Source organism: Paraburkholderia dinghuensis (assembly GCF_003837865.1).
In the GTDB taxonomy this organism is placed as follows: domain Bacteria; phylum Pseudomonadota; class Gammaproteobacteria; order Burkholderiales; family Burkholderiaceae; genus Paraburkholderia; species Paraburkholderia dinghuensis.
Genome location: NZ_RQIS01000010.1, coordinates 90,904 through 112,175, shown reverse-complemented (window position 1 = coordinate 112,175; position 21,272 = coordinate 90,904). Strand labels below are relative to the sequence as shown.

Annotated in this window: 22 protein-coding genes; 12 read left to right on the top strand and 10 right to left on the bottom strand. The window is 64.5% G+C overall.

The annotated features are described in order from the left end of the window. Both cyoA and otnI read right to left on the bottom strand, forming a co-directional pair. A complete protein-coding gene (gene cyoA, locus D1Y85_RS15100) occupies window positions 1-903 on the bottom strand; it encodes a ubiquinol oxidase subunit II (protein ID WP_124151876.1) in 903 nt (300 codons plus the stop codon). A gap of 489 nt (window positions 904-1,392) precedes the next feature. Further along, complete coding sequence (gene otnI / locus D1Y85_RS15095; RefSeq protein WP_124151875.1) at window positions 1,393-2,181, bottom strand: 2-oxo-tetronate isomerase; 789 nt, start codon at window positions 2,179-2,181, stop codon at window positions 1,393-1,395. Between the two features lie 303 nt (window positions 2,182-2,484). Here otnI and D1Y85_RS15090 point away from each other — a divergent pair, with 303 nt between their 5' ends. Further along, entirely contained in the window at window positions 2,485-3,309 is an 825-nt protein-coding gene (locus D1Y85_RS15090) for an IclR family transcriptional regulator (RefSeq protein WP_124151874.1), read from the top strand. An 88-nt stretch (window positions 3,310-3,397) separates the two neighbouring features. Here the strand turns inward: D1Y85_RS15090 and D1Y85_RS15085 are convergent, their stop codons facing one another. The 4 genes from D1Y85_RS15085 to phnF form a co-directional block, all read right to left on the bottom strand. Further along, complete coding sequence (locus D1Y85_RS15085) at window positions 3,398-4,291, bottom strand: LysR family transcriptional regulator (RefSeq protein ID WP_124151873.1); 894 nt, start codon at window positions 4,289-4,291, stop codon at window positions 3,398-3,400. 116 nt (window positions 4,292-4,407) lie between these two features. After that, window positions 4,408-4,962: a phosphonate metabolism protein/1,5-bisphosphokinase (PRPP-forming) PhnN gene (phnN, locus tag D1Y85_RS15080; protein WP_124151872.1), complete on the bottom strand. Its 555-nt coding sequence runs from the start codon at window positions 4,960-4,962 to the stop codon at window positions 4,408-4,410. After that, window positions 4,959-5,690 carry a DUF1045 domain-containing protein gene (locus tag D1Y85_RS15075; RefSeq protein ID WP_124151871.1) on the bottom strand — a complete coding sequence of 244 codons (732 nt, stop codon included), beginning with the start codon at window positions 5,688-5,690 and terminating at the stop codon, window positions 4,959-4,961. The genes phnN and D1Y85_RS15075 overlap by 4 nt, the downstream gene beginning before the upstream one ends. Then, window positions 5,687-6,445 carry a phosphonate metabolism transcriptional regulator PhnF gene (phnF, locus tag D1Y85_RS15070; RefSeq protein ID WP_124151870.1) on the bottom strand — a complete coding sequence of 253 codons (759 nt, stop codon included), beginning with the start codon at window positions 6,443-6,445 and terminating at the stop codon, window positions 5,687-5,689. The genes D1Y85_RS15075 and phnF overlap by 4 nt, the downstream gene beginning before the upstream one ends. A gap of 189 nt (window positions 6,446-6,634) precedes the next feature. Between phnF and phnG the strand changes: the two genes are divergently transcribed. The 11 genes from phnG to D1Y85_RS15015 all read left to right on the top strand — a co-directional run bounded on the left by phnG (window position 6,635) and on the right by D1Y85_RS15015 (window position 17,647). Continuing rightward, window positions 6,635-7,114: a phosphonate C-P lyase system protein PhnG gene (gene phnG / locus D1Y85_RS15065; RefSeq protein ID WP_124151869.1), complete on the top strand. Its 480-nt coding sequence runs from the start codon at window positions 6,635-6,637 to the stop codon at window positions 7,112-7,114. Further along, window positions 7,114-7,758 carry a phosphonate C-P lyase system protein PhnH gene (gene phnH, locus D1Y85_RS15060; RefSeq protein WP_124151868.1) on the top strand — a complete coding sequence of 215 codons (645 nt, stop codon included), beginning with the start codon at window positions 7,114-7,116 and terminating at the stop codon, window positions 7,756-7,758. Before phnG ends, phnH begins: the two co-directional genes overlap by 1 nt. Continuing rightward, the gene (locus D1Y85_RS15055) at window positions 7,758-8,870 is read left to right on the top strand and encodes a carbon-phosphorus lyase complex subunit (RefSeq protein ID WP_124151867.1); all 1,113 of its coding nucleotides are present in this window, start codon (window positions 7,758-7,760) and stop codon (window positions 8,868-8,870) included. Before phnH ends, D1Y85_RS15055 begins: the two co-directional genes overlap by 1 nt. Before the next feature lie 46 nt (window positions 8,871-8,916). Beyond that, window positions 8,917-9,861: an alpha-D-ribose 1-methylphosphonate 5-phosphate C-P-lyase PhnJ gene (locus D1Y85_RS15050; protein WP_124151866.1), complete on the top strand. Its 945-nt coding sequence runs from the start codon at window positions 8,917-8,919 to the stop codon at window positions 9,859-9,861. Beyond that, the gene (gene phnK / locus D1Y85_RS15045; RefSeq protein WP_124151865.1) at window positions 9,858-10,628 is read left to right on the top strand and encodes a phosphonate C-P lyase system protein PhnK; all 771 of its coding nucleotides are present in this window, start codon (window positions 9,858-9,860) and stop codon (window positions 10,626-10,628) included. Before D1Y85_RS15050 ends, phnK begins: the two co-directional genes overlap by 4 nt. Before the next feature lie 10 nt (window positions 10,629-10,638). After that, window positions 10,639-11,430 (top strand): phosphonate C-P lyase system protein PhnL, encoded by a 792-nt coding sequence (gene phnL / locus D1Y85_RS15040; RefSeq protein ID WP_124151864.1) that lies wholly within the window; start codon window positions 10,639-10,641, stop codon window positions 11,428-11,430. A gap of 46 nt (window positions 11,431-11,476) precedes the next feature. Further along, complete coding sequence (locus tag D1Y85_RS15035; RefSeq protein WP_124151863.1) at window positions 11,477-12,610, top strand: alpha-D-ribose 1-methylphosphonate 5-triphosphate diphosphatase; 1,134 nt, start codon at window positions 11,477-11,479, stop codon at window positions 12,608-12,610. Between the two features lie 434 nt (window positions 12,611-13,044). Further along, window positions 13,045-13,812 (top strand): ABC transporter substrate-binding protein, encoded by a 768-nt coding sequence (locus D1Y85_RS15030; protein WP_124151862.1) that lies wholly within the window; start codon window positions 13,045-13,047, stop codon window positions 13,810-13,812. Between the two features lie 697 nt (window positions 13,813-14,509). Further along, on the top strand, window positions 14,510-15,187 hold the full coding sequence (locus D1Y85_RS15025; protein WP_124151861.1) for a VOC family protein: 678 nt from the start codon (window positions 14,510-14,512) through the stop codon (window positions 15,185-15,187). A 119-nt stretch (window positions 15,188-15,306) separates the two neighbouring features. Next, window positions 15,307-16,686 carry an FAD-containing oxidoreductase gene (locus D1Y85_RS15020; RefSeq protein ID WP_124151860.1) on the top strand — a complete coding sequence of 460 codons (1,380 nt, stop codon included), beginning with the start codon at window positions 15,307-15,309 and terminating at the stop codon, window positions 16,684-16,686. A 103-nt stretch (window positions 16,687-16,789) separates the two neighbouring features. Beyond that, window positions 16,790-17,647, top strand: coding sequence for an enoyl-CoA hydratase/isomerase family protein (locus D1Y85_RS15015; protein WP_124151859.1), 858 nt, complete (start codon window positions 16,790-16,792; stop codon window positions 17,645-17,647). A 60-nt stretch (window positions 17,648-17,707) separates the two neighbouring features. On the opposite strand, the gene D1Y85_RS15010 is transcribed toward D1Y85_RS15015, so the two are convergent. From D1Y85_RS15010 to D1Y85_RS14995, 4 genes are all read right to left on the bottom strand, one after another. After that, on the bottom strand, window positions 17,708-18,127 hold the full coding sequence (locus D1Y85_RS15010; RefSeq protein WP_124151858.1) for an ester cyclase: 420 nt from the start codon (window positions 18,125-18,127) through the stop codon (window positions 17,708-17,710). A 233-nt stretch (window positions 18,128-18,360) separates the two neighbouring features. Beyond that, window positions 18,361-19,908 (bottom strand): CHASE2 domain-containing protein, encoded by a 1,548-nt coding sequence (locus D1Y85_RS15005; RefSeq protein WP_124151857.1) that lies wholly within the window; start codon window positions 19,906-19,908, stop codon window positions 18,361-18,363. A gap of 19 nt (window positions 19,909-19,927) precedes the next feature. Further along, complete coding sequence (locus tag D1Y85_RS15000; RefSeq protein WP_124151856.1) at window positions 19,928-20,494, bottom strand: OmpA family protein; 567 nt, start codon at window positions 20,492-20,494, stop codon at window positions 19,928-19,930. Between the two features lie 47 nt (window positions 20,495-20,541). Further along, window positions 20,542-21,051, bottom strand: a complete 510-nt coding sequence (locus D1Y85_RS14995) for a FecR family protein (RefSeq protein WP_124151855.1) — start codon at window positions 21,049-21,051, stop codon at window positions 20,542-20,544. Window positions 21,052-21,272: the final 221 nt, after the last annotated feature.

Genomic DNA, 21,272 nt, shown 5'->3' with positions numbered 1-21,272 from the left:
TTACCCCTTCGTTCCCGTACTGCACGACGCGTCGTTGAATTCGGTAACGTGGCCGTTGTTGTACTTCGCGATGATGTTGTTGAAGAGCTTCGGATCGACCGTCGAGAAGTACTGAACGGGCGCCTTCTCAGTCGGCTGGGCGACCGTCGTGTATTGATCCATCGAGAGCTGCGTCGACGACGCCTTCACCTTCTGGACCCACGCGTCGAAGTCCTGCTGGTTCGTCGCGAGCGTGTTGAACTTCATGTCCGAGAAGCCGCGGCCGCTGAAGTTCGCCGAAATGCCCGGGTAGGTCCCGGCGTGGTCGGCGATCAGGTGCAGACGCGTCTGCATGCCGGCCATCGCGTAGATCTGCGAGCCCAGCGCCGGGATGTAGAACGAGTTCATCACCGAGTCCGACGTGATGCGGAAATTCACCGGCGTACCGACCGGCACGGCGAGCTGGTTCACCGACGCAATGCCCAGGTCCGGATAGATGAAGAGCCACTTCCAGTCGAGCGCGACGACTTCGACGTTGATCGGCTTCACGCTCGATTCGAGCGGCTTGTACGGATCCAGCTCGTGGCAGGTCTTCCAGGTGAGGACCGCGAGGTAGAGGATGATCACGGCCGGGATGCCCCAGACCACGATTTCGATGGCCGTCGAATGCGACCACTTGGGTGCGTAGGTGGCGTTGCGGTTCGACGCGCGGTAGCGGTACGCGAACCACAGCGTTAGCAGGATCACGGGAACCACCACGAGGAGCATCGTGATGACGGAGGTCGCAATCAGATGCCGCTCTGCGACGCCGATGCTGCCCTTCGGGTCGAGCAGCGGGAAGTCACCGGTACAGCCTGAAAGTGATGCGGCCAGCCCGCTGCCGAGGGGGATGAGCCACCTTTTTAAGGCTTTTCTGTTTGTCATATTTGCACGTTTTTCCGTTAAACAGCTTTTAAACGCTCAACCACATTTGCGTCTCAAAAAGCGACGCAAAATGCACCCGTGTCGCATTCGGCGCAATTCTACGTAAGGAGTCAAACGCTAAATTTGATCTTTGCTAAACATTTTCGGGTGTCACGGGTATCGGAATGGCAACTGCGACGGAACGACGCAATTAACTTTCAACGCGCTTTCGAAGCGCGGAGGACCCAGCAAGAAGGCGCAATGAAGGGGGGAGGAGGCTGAGCGCGAGCGGACGATTTGCCGCGTCAGAAGCAGGAAATTTCAGCCGGCCCGGTATCTCGCGTTTTGCGAGTTCATTTGAATGGCGCGGCTGAGATGGCAGAAGAATTTAGCGGACCCGGCTAATACAAAATCCCAAAGGTCCGCGTCAACAATTTCAAGATTGTTGAATTTGCCTTATATCAAAATTGACGCCAGATAAATTCCACCCGGCGCCTTTTTGTATTGCTATCACGCGCGCTGTGGCAACCAGGGCTGCAGCCAACCCAGTCCCGCCGACGTCTCTCCACGCGGACGGTATTCGCAGCCGATCCATCCCGCGTAGCCGAGTTCGTCGAGCAACGCGAACAGGTACGGATAATTCACCTCGCCGGTGTCCGGCTCGTGACGCTCGGGAACGCCCGCGATCTGAACGTGGCCGATTCCGGCGATGTCGCGCCGCAGCTTCATCGCCAGGTCGCCCTCGACGATCTGGCAGTGGTAGCAGTCGAACTGCACTCGCAGGTTCGTCGCATTGAGTTCGGCGCGGATCGCCTGCGCATCGTCCTGGCGGTTCAGCAGATAGCCGGGCATGTCGCGCGTGTTGATCGGCTCGATCAGGATCGTGATGCCGTCGGACCGCGCCTGCTCAGCCGCCCAGGCCAGGTTGCGCAGGTAAAGCTCGCGCTGCGCCTCTAGCGGTGTCGCCGCGTCGCGCAGCCCCGCCATCACATGCAGGCGGCGCGTTCCCAGCACGCGTGCGTAGCCGAGCGCCCGATCGATGCCGCGGCGGAATTCATCCTCGCGGCCCGGCAACGACGCTATCCCGCGTTCGCCCGCGGCCCAGTCGCCAGGCGGTGCGTTGAAGAGCACCAGTTCGATGCCGCTCGAATCGAGGCGGGATTTCAGGTCGGCGGCTGCGAGGTCGTAGGGGAAGAGGCACTCGGCCGCCGCGAAGCCATCGCGCGCCGCCGCCGCGATGCGGTCGGGAAAGGCGTGCTCGCCGTACATCATCGTCAGATTGGCCGCAAAGCGGGGCATGGTCGTGATCTCCTTCCAGTCGGTTCGTATGCGCCGGGGCCGGCGCGGCAAGGCGACTAGCATAGCGCCTCGTGCAGGCCGTCGCGACGCGCGCCGCGGGCCATGCACCGCGGTCTGCGGTCTGCGGTCTGCGGTCTGCGGTCTGCGCAAGCCGTCGCGGCGCGCCGCAGGCACTTTCCGGACAGGTGCGGGGGACTTCCCCCGCCCGCCTCCACGTGCGCCGCGCAGCAGGTTGGCGAAACAGGTTGCTTGCGTTATTGTGAACGGTTTATAACGCGCCGCTGCCGGCTCCTTCCGTCGCCCATGACCTCCGCATCCAGCGCCTCGCCCGACCGTTTCGCCGAGCCAGCAGAGATCCCCGACAAACCGGGCGACTCCTACGTGCAGTCGTTCGCGCGCGGGCTTTCAGTCATCCGGGCGTTCAACGCCGACCATCCCGCGCAAACGCTCACCGACGTCGCCACCGCCACCGGTCTGACCCGTGCCGGCGCTCGCCGCATCCTGCTCACGCTCCAGACGCTCGGTTATGTCGAAGCCGAAGGCCGGCTCTTCCGCCTGACGCCGAAGATCCTCGACCTCGGCTTCGCCTACCTCACGTCGATGCCGTTCTGGAATCTCGCTGAGCCCGTCATGGAGGAACTGTCGGCCGAGGTGCACGAGAGCTGCTCGGCGGCGGTGCTCGACCGCACCGAAATCGTCTATGTCCTGCGCGTGCCGACGCACAAGATCATGACGATCAACCTCTCGATCGGCAGCCGGCTGCCCGCCTACTGCACGTCGATGGGGCGTGTGCTGCTCTCCGCCCTCGACGAGGCAACGCTCGACGCCACGCTCGGCGCCACGCCGCTCCACGCGCACACGCCGAACACCGTCACCGACAAGGACAAGCTGAAGAAAATCATCGCGCAGGTGCGCTCGCAGGGCTGGGCCATTGTCGATCAGGAACTGGAAGGCGGCCTGATCTCGATCTCCGCGCCGATCCGGAACCGCCAGGGCCGCGTGATCGCGGCGATGAACATCAGCGGGAATGCGCAGCGCACAACGGCGAAGCAGATGGTGAAGACTTTCCTCGAACCGCTTCAGCACGCCGCGCAGCGCGTCTCCAGTATGGTCGCGCTGCGCACCTGAACGCGCCTTGCCGCAAGCGGCTGCCTCTTGGAACACGGCGGGTACGGCATGGCGGCGGCGCGGGCCAATCGTACGGCCCACCACGCCATCACGATACGTCCGCGAACACCTGCACGAGCCAGTCCGCGAACGCGCGAACGCGCAGCGACAACTGCCGGTTCTGCGGATAAAGCACCGAAATGGGCATCGGCGGCGGCGGGTGCGCGGACAGCACGACGCACAGTTCTCCGTTCGCCAGTTGCTCACGAATCCGGTAGCGCGGCACCTGCACGATCCCGAGTCCCGCGATCGCCGCGGCGGTATACAACTCCGCGCCATTGACCGCCACGGGCCCGGGCAGCGTCACGTTGCGCACGCCTTGCGGCGTCGTGAATTCCAGCGGGTGCGCGCGCCCGGTCGCGGGCGAAAGGTAATTGACCGCCTCGTGCCCCTCGGCAAGCGCATCGATCGAATCCGGTTCACCGCGGCGTTCGAGATACGCAGGGCTGGCGCACGTCACCTGCTCCAGCAGCGCGACGCGTCTTGCGATCATCGATGAATCGGACAGTTCGCCCGCGCGCAGCACGCAATCGACCCCTTCGCGCACCAGGTCGACGTACTGGTCGCCCGAGCCGAGGAACAATTCGACACGCGGGTAGCGCGCCAGAAATTCCGGCAATCGCGGCACGACGAAGTACCGGGCTAGCGTGCCCTGCATGTTCGCGCGCAGACGCCCTTGCGGCTCGGTCTCGCTAAACGCTCCCTCGGTTTCCTCGACGTCGGCGAGCAGGCGCACGCAGTGCCGGTAGTAGGCGTCGCCCTCGGCCGTCGGCTTCACGTGGCGCGTCGTGCGCTCGAGGAGCCGCACGTTCAGTCGCGTTTCGAGACTCTTGATCGAGTTCGTGACAGTCGCGCGCGGCAGGTTCAGGTCCTCGGCCGCCTGCGTGAAGCTGCGGCGCTCGACGATGCGCGTAAAAATCTGCATCTGCTGGAAGCGGTCCAATGGCTCTCTCGTATGAGTTCGCGGGGCGCTTCCATGTTCTCACGGATGCTGCGCACAGGGAAAATCCGCGCTCCTTTCGAGCACCCTTCGAACTCGCTGGCGCCACTGCGGCGCGCTCAGCGCCCGGCCGCCACGCGATGCACGACGTCGACGAATGCATTACCCGCATCCGCGAGGCGCCCCGAATTGTCGATGTGCACGACGCTCGCGCCCGCGGGGGCCTCGAACCGCGCCTGGCGCGCAAGGCGCGCGGCGATCTGCTCGGCTGTTTCTCGTCCGCGCGACGCGAGACGCGCTGCGAGCACCGTGGGCGCGGCCTCGACGTGGATGAACGTCATCTGCGGATAGCGCGCGAGCGCTTCAACCGCGTACGCACGCGAGCCGTTCACGACCACCGTGCAGCCGAACGCGAGCCACTGGTCGATTTCCACGCCGACGCCATAGCGCAGCGCATGGCTGCGCCACTGCATGGCAAAGAGACCGTGACGCGAACGCAGATCGAACTCCTCGTCGGTGAGCGCGATGTGGTTCTCGCCGGCGCCTTCGGGACGTGTGATGTAGCGATGCGCGAACACGATGCCGTCCGTCACGAGGCGAGTTCGTGCGAAGCCGAGCAGCGAGTCCTTGCCCGCCCCCGACGGTCCCATTACATAGATCAACCGCGCCTTCATGCGTGCTGCTCCTCACCCTGAAACGCCGCGCGACGCCACAGCACAAACGGCGCGCCTGGCTGCGGCTCGACGAAGAGCGCGACGCCGTCCACCGGCAACGCCCCTGCGTCGCGCATCTGCGCATTCCACGCCTCGATCAGCGCTTCGCGCGCCTGCGCGTCGTCGAGCGAATCGGAGAGCGTCATGTGGAAGCGGAATTCGTCGAACACATAGGGGTAGCCCCATTCCTCCACGTGAGCGCGCTGTTGCGCCGTGAGTGGCGCATCCAGGCGGCGTGCGAGTTCGGCGCTCGTCGGTGTGGCGCGCATGGGCGCGAGCGTGCGCAGCGCGTCGGCGGCGAGTTCGCGCAAAGCGGCTTCGCCATCATCGTCGGCGGGACGCAGCGCGACGAAGTTGCCGAGCGTCGCGGCCTCCGCAGCCACTGCGAAACGTGCGCGTGTCGCGGCCCAGTGCCGCGCGGCGGTGTAGAGCGTTTCGGGCGTCACGCCCGGCGCGAGACGAAACGGCGGCACGAGCGTGCCGTGCCAGCCGTAGCGGCGCGGCGCGACCGTCATATCAGTGAGCGCACGCAAAAGGCCTTCAGGCTGTGGCGCGCTCAACGTTTCATCGGTTTCGGGATCGCGGCCGAGCCATGCACAGCCCGCACGCCACCACGCCGACTCACGCGGCGGCGCGTAGTAGATCGCAAAGCGCGACTGCCCATTCCAGCTTTCGCGAGCGGCCGTCATACGTCGTGTTCCACCATCAATTGCACGCGGTCCGCCGCGAAATGCGTGACGCCGTATTTGATCGGCACGCCGTCCATATCGACATCGACGTTCTCGACCCACAGCACCGGCTGCTGCCGGTTGATGTTCAAACGCCGCGCGACTTCGGGCTCGGGCAGCACGCTGCCGATGCGGCTCCACTTGCGCAGATAGTCGCGCACACCGAATTCAGCGAGCGCCTTCGACGAGCTTTCCACGCGCTCCATCACCGTGGGCAGATCGGCGAACCTCGCGGCCGGATACCAGCTGCGGGCGTAGGTGAGCGGCACGCCGTCCGACTCGTGCAACGTTTCGAGCCGGTAAACGAGTGCGCCCGCGCGAATGCCAAGCGCCTTCGCGACAGCGGGATCGGCCTTCACACGCGACGAAGCAAGCAGCTTGCCCGCCGCCGAATGCTGGTGCCGCTCGAGGTTTTCGGTGAAGCGCGTGCGCTTGCCGATCGTGTAGTCGATCGCGCCTGGCTGCACGAACGTGCCGCGCCCCTGCTCGACGCTCACGAGCCCGATCGCCGCAAGGCCCAGCATCGCGCGCCGTACCGTGTGGCGGTTCACATCGAAGCGTTTGGCCAGCTCGCCTTCGCTCGGCAGGCGGCCATCCTCGCCGAAGCCTTTCGCCGCGATTTCGGCCGCAAGGATCTGTTCGATCTGCCGCCACACCGCCACGCCCGCGCCGCGCTCGAGCGGCGCACCGCGCGTCGCGTCGTCACTGGATGTCATGGTGCTGTCATTCCTCTCGGTTTCAATAGCGTTTTCCGCATTGTAGTGCGCGCGGCATGATGGAAATATGAAAACGTTTCCTTCGTCGCCTCCCGACAACCGTATCACCAGACGTCTAGACGTTTAGACGAATAACTGCTTGAATACCGACGTTCGCCTCGTCATCCCGCTTTCGCCACAGGAACCCTGATGAACGTTTCCTCCACTCCGCCCTCGGTCGCCTCGCGGCGCGCATGGATGGCGGTACTCGCACGCACGCCGCGCCCCGAACTGGAAGCCGCGCTCGCGACCGCGCTCGACGGCGCCGCCGCGCCCACCTTCGACTGGCTGCGCCCACCGCAAACGGGCCTTGCGATGGTGCGAGGCCGGATCGGCGGCACCGGCGACGCCTTCAATCTCGGTGAAGCCACGCTCACGCGGGCCACGCTGCGCCTCTCCCCGGCGAACGGCGGCACGGTCGGCGTCGCTTGCCACCTGGGACGCGACAAGCGCCGCGCCGAACTGGCCGCGCTCGCCGACGCGCTGCTGCAGCAGCCCGAGCGCCACGCCCAATTGCACGCGCAACTGATCGCGCCGCTCGCCGCTCGCCTCGAAGCGCGCCGCAACGCTCAACGCAACGACGCCGCCAGCACGAAAGTCGAGTTCTTCACGATGGTTCGAGGCGACTAATGAGCCACTCACGACAGACATCCAATACCGCGGGCATCGCGCTCGACACGCTCGCGCCCGGCTTCGCCGATCCCGTCCACGATACGCATGCGGTGTTTCGCACGCTGCTTGACGCGCTCGCACGTCCGGGCCGTATCGGCGTGATCGAAACCAGGCTGCCCGCCGCCGATGCCGTGCACGGCGCCGAACGGGCGGGTCTCGCGGCGTTCGCGTCGCTGCTCGCGCTGTGCGACTACGCAACGCCCGTGTGGCTCGCGCAACCCGACGAAGCACTGGCCGCCGCGCTGCGCTTTCACGCAGGCGCGCCGCTCACCGACGTCCCAGCGCTTGCCGCGTTTGCCTACGTCCACGATGCCGCTTCGCTGCCACCGCTCGAAACGCTCGCAAGCGGCACGCCCGAATCGCCTGAGCAATCGGCCACGGTGTTCGTGCGCGTCGATTCGCTCACGGGTGGTGCGAGCATCACGCTGCGCGGCCCAGGTATCGAAGATGCACACGCCATCGCGCCCGCCGGTCTACCCGAGCGCTTCTGGCAAGAACGCACCGCGCTCGCCGCGCAGTTTCCGTGCGGCATCGACATCTATCTTGTCTGCGGCGACCAGTTGGTCGGCCTGCCGCGCACGACTTACGTGGAGATGAACTGATGTATGTCGCCGTCAAAGGTGGAGAGCGCGCGATCGAAGCATCGTGGCGTCTGCTCGACAAGGCACGTCGCGGCGACACGCGCGTGCCCGAACTGAGCGTCGCGCAGATCCGCGAGCAGTTGCGTCTCGCCGTCGCGCGCGTGATGGCCGAAGGCTCGGTCTACGACGAGGAACTCGCCGCGCTCGCGATCAAGCAGGCCGCGGGCGATCTCGTCGAAGCGATCTTTCTGCTGCGCGCGTATCGCACGACGCTGCCGCGCTTCGGCTATACGGAGCCCGTCGAAACGGAAAACATGCAGGTGCAGCGCCGGATCTCGGCCACGTTCAAGGACGTGCCGGGCGGTCAGGTGCTGGGCGCGACTTACGATTACACGCAGCGTCTGCTCGATTTCGCGCTGCTCGCCGAAAGCGGCGACATGTCCGACGAAGACACGCCAGCGAGCACGCCTGAGCGTACAGCTGTTGAATCCATGCCGCGCGTCGTCACGCTGCTCGACCAAGAAGGTCTGATCGAACAGGAAACCCCCTCGTCCGACGCGCCCGAACCCGGCGACCTCTCGCGCGAACCGCTCGCATTCCCGGCAGACCGTCCGATCCGGCTGCAGAATCTCGCACGCGGCGACGAAGGCTTCCTGCTCGCAATGGGTTATGCGACGCAGCGCGGCTACGCCCACTCGCATCCGTTCGCGGGCGAAATTCGGTTTGGTTCGGTATCCGTAGAAATGATGCTGGACGAACTCGGTGAAACCGTCGAAATCGGCGAGATCGAATTGACCGAATGCCAGATGGTCAACCAGTTCGCCGGTAGTAAAGAGGTGCCGCCGGTTTTCACGCAAGGCTACGGCCTCGCGTTCGGCCACGCCGAGCGCAAGGCGATGGCGATGGCGCTCGTCGACCGCGCGTTGCGCGCCGAAGAACTCGGCGAAACGCTGGCCTCGCCGACACAGGACATCGAATTCATGCTGTCGCACAGCGACAACGTGGAAGCATCCGGCTTCGTGCAACACCTGAAGCTGCCGCATTACGTCGATTTCCAGTCCGAACTCGAACTCGTGCGCCGCCTGCGCGCGCAGCATGGCGTACAGGGCCAGCAGAACGAGGAGGAAGAATGAACAACCCCCGCGCTCACATTCGTTCGCTGCCCGTCGGGAGACGCCAATGAACGCGCCCGATAACCTGTCCCCCGCCATCGCGTCCCACGAAACACAGGCCGCCGACGGCTACAACTTCGCCTACCTCGACGAGCAGACGAAGCGCATGATCCGCCGCGCGCTGCTGAAGGCCGTCGCGGTGCCCGGCTACCAGGTGCCGTTCGCGTCGCGCGAAATGCCGCTGCCTTACGGCTGGGGCACGGGCGGCATCCAGGTGACGGCGGCGATCATCGGCGCCGACGACACGCTCAAGGTCATCGACCAGGGCTCCGACGACACGACGAATGCCGTGAACATCCGCCGCTTCTTCGCACGCACGACGGGCGTGAAGACAACGCGCCGCACGCGCGAAGCGACGATCGTGCAGACGCGTCACCGCATTCCCGAAACACCGCTCACGGAAGACCAGATCCTCGTCTATCAGGTGCCGATGCCCGAGCCGCTCTTCCGCCTCGAGCCGCGCGTCGCCGAGTGCAAAAAGTTGCACGCGCTCGCCGATTACGGCCTCATCAGCGTGAAGCTGTACGAGGACATCGTGCAGCACGGCAGCATCGCGACGACCTACGATTACCCCGTGACGGTGAACGGCCGCTACCTCACGGCGCCCTCGCCGATCCCGAAGTTCGACAATCCGAAGCTCGACAGGAACGCAGCGCTGCAACTGTTCGGCGCGGGCCGCGAGCGCCGCATCTACGCGATTCCGCCCTACACGCCGGTGAAGAGCCTCGACTTCGACGACCATCCGTTCGAAGTGCAGCGCTGGGAGCACGCGTGCGCACTGTGCGGTTCGCGCGAGAGCTTCCTCGATGAAATGATCGTCGACGACGCGGGCAAGCGCATGTTCGTCTGCTCGGATAGCGACTATTGCCACGAGCGTCGCGACGACACCGATAACGCGGATGACGCTACACAGGCGCGGCAAAATGGAAAACGCAACGGAGAACACGCATGACGCCCCTCTTGAGCGCCCGTCATCTGACGAAGCAATACGGCGGCCGCAACGGCAGCCGCGATGTGAGCTTCGACCTGTATCCGGGCGAGGTGCTGTGCATCGTCGGCGAATCGGGTTCGGGCAAGACCACGCTGCTCAACACGCTTGCGCTGCGCACCGAAGCCGATTCGGGCGAGCTGCGCTACACGAACGCCAACGGCGAAGCGCTCGATCTGCGCGCGCTCTCCGAGCCGCGCCGCCGCCTGCTCACGCGCACCGAATGGGGCTTCGTGCAGCAGAATCCTCGCGACGGGCTGCGTGCGGGCGTCTCGGCGGGCGCGAACATCGGCGAGCCGCTGATGGCAGTCGGCGCGCGCCACTACGGCCAGATTCGCCATACCGCACAGCAGTGGATGCAGCGCGTCGAACTGGACGCCGAGCGCATCGACGAATTGCCTTCGGCGTTTTCGGGCGGCATGCAGCAGCGTTTGCAGATCGCGCGCAATCTCGTCACGGGACCGCGCCTCGTGTTCATGGACGAGCCCACCGCCGGCCTCGACGTTTCGGTCCAGGCGCGCCTGCTCGACCTGCTGCGCACGCTCACCACGACGCTGCATCTCTCGGTGCTGATCGTCACGCACGACATCGGCGTCGCGCGCCTGCTCGCGCACCGGCTCATGGTGATGCAGGGCGGCACGGTCGTCGAATCGGGCCTCACCGACCAGGTGCTCGACGACCCCCAGCATCCCTACACGCAGACACTGGTGGCCTCCGTGCTGCCGGTCTAGGATGATCGACATGACCGACATCAATTCCAGCGCCAACCCCACCGCCCATCACGCGACGCGCGCGTTCATCGAACGCGCCGCGCTGATGCTGCGCGCCGAAAACGTGCGCAAGACCTTCACGCTGCACGGCCAGGGCGGTATCGGCATCGAGGCGCTCGCGGGCGTCTCCCTCGACGTCGAGCGCGGCGAATGCGTCGTGCTGGTGGGGCCGTCGGGCGCGGGCAAGAGTACGCTGCTGCGCTGTCTCTACGGCAACTATCTGGCAAGCGGCGGCTCGATCGCGATCCGCGACGACAACGCCCCGCTCCAGCACCTCGACATCACGGGTGCCGCGCCCCACGACGTGCTGCGCCTGCGCCGCAACGTGGTGGGCTACGTGAGCCAGTTTCTGCGCGTGATTCCGCGCGTGAGCACGCGTGACCTCGTCGCTGCGCCGCTCGTCGCGCGCGGCGTCGCCGAGGACGAAGCGAACACACGCGCCGAGACGCTGCTCGCGCGTCTGAACGTGCCGCAGCGGCTCTGGTCGCTCGCACCCGCGACGTTTTCCGGCGGCGAGCAACAACGCGTGAACATCGCGCGCGGACTGATCGCCCGGCACCGCGTGCTGCTGCTGGACGAGCCAACGGCCTCGCTCGACGCGGAAAACCGCGAAGTCGTATCGAGCCTGATCGTCGAGGCACGCGAGCAAGGTGCTGCGATCGTCGGCGTCTTCCACGACGAAGACACGCGCGAGCGCGTCGCGACGCGGCGCCTGCCGCTCGCCGCTCCGCGCACCCGGACACCGCTGGGCGTTGCCGCCTGAAACCATCACCGGCAATGACGACCTGACCTGATTACGGAGCCTGACGATGTTGATCAAAAACGCGCGCATCGTGACGCGCGAAGAGGTTTTCACCGGCACGATGCGCGTCGGGAACGGCCAGATCCGCGAGCTTTCGCGCGGCACGACCTCGGCCCTCGACGCCGAAGACTGGCACGGCGACTATCTGCTGCCCGGCCTCGTCGAACTGCACACCGACAACCTGGAAAAGCACCTTGCGCCGCGCCCCGGCGTGCACTGGAACACCGACGCCGCGTTCGTGATCCACGACGCGCAAATCGCCGCGGCGGGCATCACGACGGTGTTCGACGCGCTCGCCATCGGCACGCGCCTGAACGTGGGCGTGCGCGGCCGCGATGTCCAGCTCGCGTGTGCGAATGCGCTCTCGCGTTTCTCCGATCGCGACCTCCTGCGCGCCGACCACTTCCTGCACCTGCGCTGCGAAATCGCGACCGAGGACGTCGTCGAACTTTTCGACACGTTGAGCGCGCACCCGCTCCTGCGCCTCGCCTCGGTGATGGACCACACACCGGGCCAGCGTCAGTGGCACGACCGCGAACAATGGCGCAAATACCAGGAGCGTCACGGCAAGTGGACCGACGAGCAAGCCGCAACGACGCTCGCCGAACTCGCCGACGAACAGCAGCGTTTCGCCGACGAACACCGCCGCCAGATCGTCGAACGTTGCCAGGCACGTGGCATTCCGCTCGCGAGCCACGACGACACGCTGATCGAGCACGTCGAGCAGGCCGCCGCCGAAGGCATCGTGCTCGCCGAATTCCCGACCACGCGTGCCGCCGCGACGGAAGCGAAAAAACGCGGCATCGCGACGATCATGGGCGCGCCGAACGTGGTGCGCGGCGGCTCGCACTCGGGCAACGTGTCGGCGCTGGAAATGGCGCAGGCGGATCTGCTCGACATCCTGTCGTCGGATTACGTGCCGTCGAGCCTGCTTACGGCCGCGTTCGACCTCGTGACCAAGGCCGGCTGGACGCTGCCGCGCGCGATGACGACCGTCTCGTGGGAACCTGCCCGCAAATCCGGGCTGACCGACCGCGGCGCGATCGAGCCGGGCCTGCGCGCCGACTTCGTCCGCGTGACGATGCTCGACACGCTGCCGGTGCCGCGCGCGACCTGGCGCGCGGGCAAGCGGGTGGTCTGAGCGGCGGGTGCGCTGCCTGGCGACGGCGTGAGAGCCGGCCCGCGAGGCCGACGACACGCCGTCGTTTTCATTTCATTTGCCATACACTTTCTTACTGCAGGACAGAACACGGCCCCCTGTGTTGCGGCGAAGCATCGCGCGATGCTTCTCGCCAACACCACGACACGCGACTCTCGCCCGCCGCGAAAGCCTTACTCGGCGGGGCTTTGGGGCCATAGCACCAGTTTTCCGAACTTTCGCTAGAGTCCGCCCTCCTGCACCATCTCGTATTACACTAGCGACGCTTTTATTTTTACCGGGTAATCTTGGCGCGCGCCGTTGGCCGTTGCGCCGGCGGACCTTACGAAAGCTCCGGCTTAAGCTGCACCGGACAAATGCGCTGCGGCGTCCACGACGCACGCGGCGCTCCATGACCATCTCGAGGAGTACACAGAGTGAAGAAACTGCTTGCCGCCCTGTCGGTTGCCCTGCTGGCCGTATCGGCCGGTGCCGCCCACGCGAAAGACTGGACCACCGTGCGCTTTGGCGTCGACGCCAGCTACGCGCCTTTTGAATCCAAAGCACCGGATGGCAAGCTGATCGGCTTCGACATCGACCTCGGCAACGAAATCTGCAAGCGCCTGAACGCGAAGTGCGTGTGGGTCGAGCAGGATTTCGACGGCATGATCCCGGGCCTGAAGGCCAAGAAGTTCGACGGCGCCCTCTCGTCGATGACGATCACGCCGGAGCGCGAGCAACAGATCGCCTTCTCGGCCAAGCTGTTCAACACGCCGACGCGTCTGGTCGCGAAGGCCGGTTCGCCGCTGAAGCCGACGGCTGACGTGCTCAAGGGCAAGTCGGTTGGCGTCGAGCAAGGCACGATCCAGGAAACGTACGCCAAGACCAACTGGGCACCGAAGGGCGTGAACGTCGTTCCCTACCAGAACCAGGACCAGGTCTACGCCGACCTGCTGTCGGGCCGTCTGGACGCTGCGCTGCAAGACGAAGTGCAAGCCGACCTGGGCTTCCTGAAGACGCCGCGCGGCAAGGGCTTCGCGTTCGCTGGCGCGGAAATCCCGACGGGTGCTGCGGCTATCGGCCTGCGCAAGGAAGACGCGGACCTGAAGGCGAAGATCGACAAGGCCATCGCCGATATGATCAAGGACGGCACGTATAAGAAGATTGCTGCCAAGTACTTCGACTTCGACGTGTACGGCAGCTAAAAGCGCTGTTAGCGCGCGCCGCGGTTCGATGCCTCAGGGCTTCGTTAGCGCGGTGGATGAAAAGCCCGGACTTAGGTCTGGGCTTTTTTTTGGTTCTGGGTGGGTTTGCGGGGAAGGGCTCTGTTCGACCCAGGCGGGACCTTCGCATGAACTGCGAACGGACGCTCACGAATCGAGAAACACGTCGCCTTGCCGCGTTCCGACCACGCAGCGATCCATGAACATTTCAATGCCAAAGGCGTGCAGTTTTTCCAGGCACCGCTGCGATAGATAACGTCTTGTATTCCGTGCGCGGCGATCGGGAGTCATAAGGCCCCTGGCTGTCGCCTTACGGGTATCACGGCCGAAGACGGCTGCAAAACCAACAATATGGCGTCGGCCTGAAAGCATTTCGTGATCAGGCCAACCTAAACTGCAAACCGCTGGCGTTTCCAGCGCGGAGGCACTGATTGTGTGTTGCCGCCGGGTGCGCTTTATGCGAAGCCAGGTCGTCCACGCGTACTTGCCCGAGCCGGTAAGTCGCGGCGACGGCGCCGGTGCCGCGCACCGGCACGATGTGTTCCCACTGCGGGGCTCAATCTGAACTATGCTTCGTGCCAGCTGATCGTGTCCGGCAAATCAAAATCATCTTCTTCGTTGGGTGTCGTTGTCGCCAATCTCGCAGGCCGTGTTGCGACCAGGGCAATCGGAGGTTCACATGAGCAGTGCTGCAGTCGGGACCCAAAACGAGCGGGGCCTGGACACAAAGCTGGAAGTCATTGTTATCCCTGTTTCGGACGTCGATCGCGCCAAGCTGTTTTACGGCGGCCTGGGATGGAGGCTTGACGCCGACTATGCTTCTGACGATGGCTATTTCCGCGTAATCCAGTTCACGCCGCCCGGTTCCGGGTGCTCGGTCATCTTCGGCAAGAACGTCACCACGGCTGCACCCGGCTCCACCCAGGGACTGTACCTGATCGTCTCCGACGTCGAGGCGGCGCGCAAGGATCTGCTGGGACGTGGCGTGGCGACGAGTGAAGTGTTCCACGACGCCGCTGGCGCGTACGCCGGCCCGGACGAGCCCTATCTGTTCGGGCGGATCCGTGTTAGCGGTCCGGACCCCGAGCATCGCAGCTACCGCTCGTTCGCCTCGTTCAGCGATCCAGACGGCAATGGCTGGCTCTTCCAGGAACTCACTCACCGGGCGGCGGGTCGCGTGGACTCAGACGCCACGACGTTCACCTCGTCAGCCGAACTCGCGGCAGCGCTCCGGCGAGCGGAAACCGCGCACGGCGAGCACGAGAAGCGGACCGGCGGCCAACGCGATGAGAACTGGCCGGACTGGTATGCAACGTACATGATCAGCGAACAGGGCGGCAAGGAACTACCCTTGTGAGCTAGCGGTTCTGACGATCGCTGTCACCATCGCAATGGTCGAAACTTCGCTGCCGCGATTGCGCAAATTGGCCCTGATCCGGCTAATACTCCTCACATCCCCGGAACGGGGGCACACCCATGACTGCTGATTTCGACGCAATCATCATTGGCGCCGGGCAGGCCGGTCCATCCCTCGCGGGCCGGCTGACCGATGCCGGAATGAGCGTCGCGCTCATCGAGCGCAAGCTCTTCGGCGGAACCTGCGTGAACACCGGCTGCATGCCGACCAAGACGCTCGTCGCCAGTGCCTACGCCGCCCATCTTGCGCGGCGCGGCGCTGAATATGGTGTCGTACTCGATGGGCCAGTCCGGATCGACATGACGCGAGTGAAGGCGCGTGCTGACGAAGTCTCACGCAACGCGCGCACGGGCGTCGAGAACTGGCTGCGCGGCATGAAGGGGTGCACGGTGCTGCAAGGCGCCGCGCGCTTCGAGTCGCCGGACACGCTCGCGGTGGGTGACGAGCGCCTGCGCGCGCCGCGCATCTTCATCAATGTTGGCGGGCGCGCCAACGTCCCGGATCTGCCGGGCATTGATCGCGTGAGCACGCTGACCAACACGTCGATGCTGGCGCTCGAAAGTGTGCCCGAGCATCTGGTCGTGATCGGCGGCAGCTATATCGGGCTGGAATTCGCCCAGATGTATCGCCGGTTCGGCGCCCGCGTGACCGTCGTCGAGCAATCGCCGCGCCTCGTCATGCGCGAAGACGAAGAGGTCTCGGCTGCGATCCGGGAGATTCTGGAGAGCGAGGGTATCGTCGTGCGGACCGGTGCCCAATGCATTCGCTTCGCGCCGCATGCGGCAGGTGTTGCCGTCGGGGTCGACTGCACGGCCGGCGAACCCGAGATCGTGGGCAGCCACGTCCTTCTGGCCGTGGGGCGTCGGCCCAACACGGACGACCTCGGGCTCGACAAGGCCGGTGTCGCGACCGACCCGCGCGGCTACATCCGCGTCGACGATCAGCTTGCAACCAACGTGCCCGGCATCTGGGCGCTGGGTGACTGCAACGGCCGCGGTGCCTTCACACACACGGCATACAACGACTTCGAGATCGTCGCCGCCAACCTGCTCGATGGCCAGGCGCGCCGGGTGAGCCAGCGGATTCCGGCCTACGCCCTGTTTATCGATCCACCGCTTGGCCGCGTCGGCATCACCGAGACCGAGGCGCGGGCGAGCGGTCGACCGCTGCTGGTCGGCCGCCGGCCTATGACCCGTGTCGGGCGCGCCGTCGAGAAGGATGAGACCAGGGGATTCATGAAGGTGGTCGTAGACGCGCAGACTTCGAGAATCCTCGGTGCGGCCATCCTGGGCACTGGCGGCGACGAAGCGATCCACGGCATCCTCGACGTGATAAACGCCGGCATCCCGTATACGGCCCTCCAGCAGGCAGTCCCGATACACCCGACCGTATCTGAACTCATCCCGACCATGCTCGGAGAGATGCGGACTGTTTCCTGAGTCCGCGGATCCGCGCGGTAGAGGTCCCCGACGTGCAAGCTGCCGGAGCCCGAAACCACCTTGAACGCAACGCTGGTCTACCCATCTCCTTGGGAGAAGCGCCATGCCCGACTCTTCGCAGTTCAACGTCGACCGCAGCTATCCAGGCCTGTGGACGATTACCTTCAGCAACCCGCCGATCAACATGTTTGTCCCTGCGACTATCGACGAACTGGGCGTGCTGATGACCGACCTGGAGGCGGACCCATCCGTGAAGGTCGTGGTGTTCCAGTCGGCGAATCCCATTTTTTTCGTCGCCCATCTCGACGTGGCCAAGGCAGCCGAGCGACCCGAGGTGCTGGGCTTATGGCGCGATTTCGTTCTGCGCCTCTCGTCCGCTCCAGTCGTGAGCATCGCCACGATTCGCGGCCGCACGCGCGGCATCGGTAACGAGTTCGTGTTGGCCTGCGACATGCGCTTCGCCAGTCGGCAACGCGCCGTGTTCGGGAATCCCGAGGTCGGCGTCGGCCTGGTCCCGGGTGGCGGAGCGCTGGAATGGCTCCCGCGCGTGGTCGGGCGCTCGCGCGCACTTGAGATCGTCCTCAGCGCCGACGACTTCAATGCTGACATCGCCGAGCGCTATGGCTGGGTGAACCGCACGCTGGACGACGACGAACTCGACGCCTTTGTCGAGACACTTGCCCGACGTCTGGCCTCATTCGACCGTGAAACGCTCGGCGCGGCTAAAGCCCAGGTCAATCGCTTCGGCATGCCGACGAGTGCCGAATTCCAGTCGAGCATCGATCTGTTCTTCCCGGCCCTGGCCTCGCCAGGCGGGCAGGCCCGCCGCGCCAGGCTCCGCAGCCTGGACTACGGAGTGCCGGGCGACTTCGAAATGAACTTCGGCAGCTACCTCCCATCGCTCGGGCGGGCAAGCGACGACGACGCGGACCCGCCGCTCGCCGGCGCGCCGAAGGACTGAGCCGCTTCGCGCAATGCGTGCGGCACCCTCCGGCCGACGCGCGCCTTGCCATTCCGCAATTCATTGCCCCGGAGGGGAAACTGCGCCGAGTTGCATCATCAATCCGAGTGTGTCCATGATGAGGCGCGTTTCCTTGATCCGGTTGTCCTGAATGCGGTCGATGACCATGCCCCACACCTTTACGCCCCGCCCCGTAGCCGGTACGCCGAGGAACGCTTCCCGGTGAGTACCCGTCCACTCGAAGCGGGTCAGCACGCGGTCACCGTCGGTGAGTTGTTCCTCAATCACCCAGTGCATGTCCGGGAATGCGGCCCGCATCCCCCGCACGACGTCCTTGAGGCCCTCGATACCTGGGCCCTGGCCGGGGAACGGCACCTGCTCGACCATGTCCTCCCAGAAAAAACGGTCAGCGGCATCGAGCCGCCCTTCATTCAAGACTTCCTCGATAAACCCGCGAACGATACCGCTGATTTCGTGCATAGGACGATGGCCTCCTGCCTGTTAGTGGAACGGTAAACCCTCGCAAACGGAGTGCTGCACAAGGTCTGGAAGTGGAACTGGGGGCTGCTGGTTCGTCGTAGACCGGGAAGATTTGTTTGCGGTCGAATCGTTAATTCCCCTGGCACGGTTCGCGGCGAAAGCCTCCTTGGCCTGTTGTGAGACCAGAAAACTGATGATCCCTTCGGCTGTATGCCCTCCCCCACGCGCAACCCCTACCGCTCATCGAAATCGGAAGCCCTTTCAGCGAGCGGAAGCACCCCCGGCCGTTCGCGGGCCAACGCTTCACCCGGCACGTTACCGCGGTGATCGAACGCCTCTGCGGCCTTCGTACCGGCCGCTTGCGTTCCGCTCCGGGTTGACGGGTCAGTCAGGGTAATAGAGAAAAAGCTGCTCATGACCGCCGACAGAATGATGAAGATGGACGCCGCATCGACCAGAAAACCGAAATACCTGAACGCGAGGAAGCAGACGGAAAGGGTCACCAGATTCAAAACGATTCCGATGACGGCGGAAGCCTTTGGCACGGTATGCATGAACGCGGCAAGCCGGGTTCCTCCGCGCGGCACGTACCAGATGAACAGCAATCCAGCTGCCACGGTGAAGCCCATCTCGACCCAGATCAGCCAGAGTGGCCGCTGCAGGAAACGGTCTTCGAAAATCGTCTCGATGACCTGTGCCTGGATTTCGATGCCGGGCACCAGTTCGCCTAGCGCGGTCGTGCGCATATCGGTCAGACCGGTGCCGGTGAGACCGACGAGGATCAGTTTGTTGCGGATACGATCCGCATCGACGGTACCTCGCAGGACGTCGCCTGCCGACACGTAGCGTTGTCCGGTGGACTGGATCGACGCGAAATGCAGCCAGATGTCGCCGTTGGACTGCGTGGGCACCTGCACGTCCGCGACACCTACCGCCTGCACGCCCGACGTGTCGGCGTACACGTCGACCGCCGGGGAGCCGGTCGCTACACGCAGGACCTCGATCGGCAAGCTCGGCACCAGCTTGTCGCCGAGACCCATGACGAGCGGAAAACGCCTCACGGTGCCTTGCTCCAACGCCACGTTGAGCATGGCCTGGCCATGTGCCGCACCCTGCAATTCGGGCAGGCTGGCCAGCACGTTGTTGAAGCGGTGCACGCTGCCGAGCGGGTCGGCGCCATGCACGAGAACCGGCGCGCTCAGCATGTCCGTGCGGGTCGTGGAGGTTGCGTGATCGAACGCCGCCGCGCCGAGGATGGACGGCGACGCGCGCAACGATGTGGCGAGAATGCGCTCGTGACTCGGCAGCGCGCGCAATTGTGTGGCAAGCGCTGCCGCATCGGGCGGCAGATTGTCGGCCACCTTGTCGGGCGAAGTTTGATCGGGTTCCGGCATGTACACGTCGATACCGATGGCGAGCGGCTTTTTCGCGGCGATCGCATCGATGAGTTTTGCCAGCCGGTTGCGCGGCCAGGGCCATTGGCCGAACGATTCGAGTGTCTTGTCATCGATCTCGACGATCGTCACCGGCTGCGTCGTGGGAATGCGCGGATAGCGGCGCTGAAAGTGGTCGAATAAAAGCTGGCGCGCCGATCCGAACGTGTCGGGCAACACGTCATTCATCGTGTTGAGAAAAAACGGACGCGGTACGTTGTTGGGCCATTCGCTGCAAAGGTCGAACAGGACCAGGGCGAGCAGGACCGCGAGCGCCCAGGGTCGCCCCTTTTGCGCGCGCATCATATTCCTGATGAGCGTGAAGATGCCGTCGCGGTAGCGTTTCATGTCGATGAGGTCACGCCGCTCATTGAATGGTAATGACCGCGCGCCGGTTCAGCTGATTGGGCACGCCGTCCGCCGTGCGCACGAGCGGCTCGCGCTTGCCTCGTCCCGCGACTTCTATTTGCCGTGCAGGGATGCCTTGCTTTTCCAGAAATGACGCCACGCTCTGTGCGCGGCGCAACGAGAGCTTGTCATTGAATTCCTGCGAGCCCGCCAGATCGGTATGCCCGACGACCATGAGGCGCGGCGCTGGCCAGTTCGCGAGCACGGTCTTCAGCTTTGCGACCGTTGCCTCGGAATCGGGCGCCAACTGCGTGGCGGAGTCGAACACAAAATTGATCGTGAACGTCTGCGGCCGCGGAGGCGCAGCGGCCAGCAGATCGCCGTAGTGAGTCTGTACGCTGGATTTGTTGTCGGCTGCTTTGTCGATGGTGCCGTTTTTCTTGACCTCGGCGCGCGCATAAGCCTCGTCGATCACCTGCTTGTTCTTTCCGCTCGTCACGATGACCCCGCCGACGCTGCCATCCGGATCCGGCAACAAGGTGATCTTGTCCTGAACCGAGCTACATCCGGCGAGGATGGCGACCATGGCACACGCTGCAGCGCCATTCAGGCGACGTCCCCCACTTATCGTCTTCAACGATTCCCCTCCCCGTCTCCACCTACTTCGATGATGAATTCCGTGCCACGCACGCCCAATGTGGTCGTGGGTGTGCTGTAGCGCACAGACTCCGGATTCGCTTTCGCCAGCTTGCCGTCGACCACTGCGAGCGAGCCGCGCTTGATCGACACATCGAGTGCGCCCGCATGCGTCGTCGTGTCGAAAGCAAATTTGTTGAGATCGAGAAGAGAATTTGCGCCCTCGGTCAGCAGGGTGTTGTCGCGCAGCGTAATTCCGACGGCCGACGCGGCACCGGTCACGACGCGATCATTGTTATAAAGCTCGCTACCGACGGCGACGTTCTGCGTCTGCCCGGTTCGCTCTACGTGCACGCTGCCTTTTACGGTTTTAATTATGCCGATTGCATCTGCGGCATAGGCATCGATATACGAAAGGCACCCACAGACGAGAAACAAGGCATAGCAAAAGGCCGGTCTATGCACCAGCGATGCCGAGTGATGAATCAGGCTTTTTTGGTTGTCCATAACGCCTCGCATAATTCTGGATTATTCAGTGAAGACGGACATCAACGCAATTCAGAGAAATGAAAACAAACTCATTTCAAAAGTCTGGCAATGATTCACTTCACTGCGAAGCGGACAAATCGTGGCGGCCTGCAGAAGCGTCAAACTACTTGAGTTCTTGTTCCGCGTCTAGCCGGAAATGAACACATAAGCCGCCGTATTTTTTGGAGGCTATTGCTCTG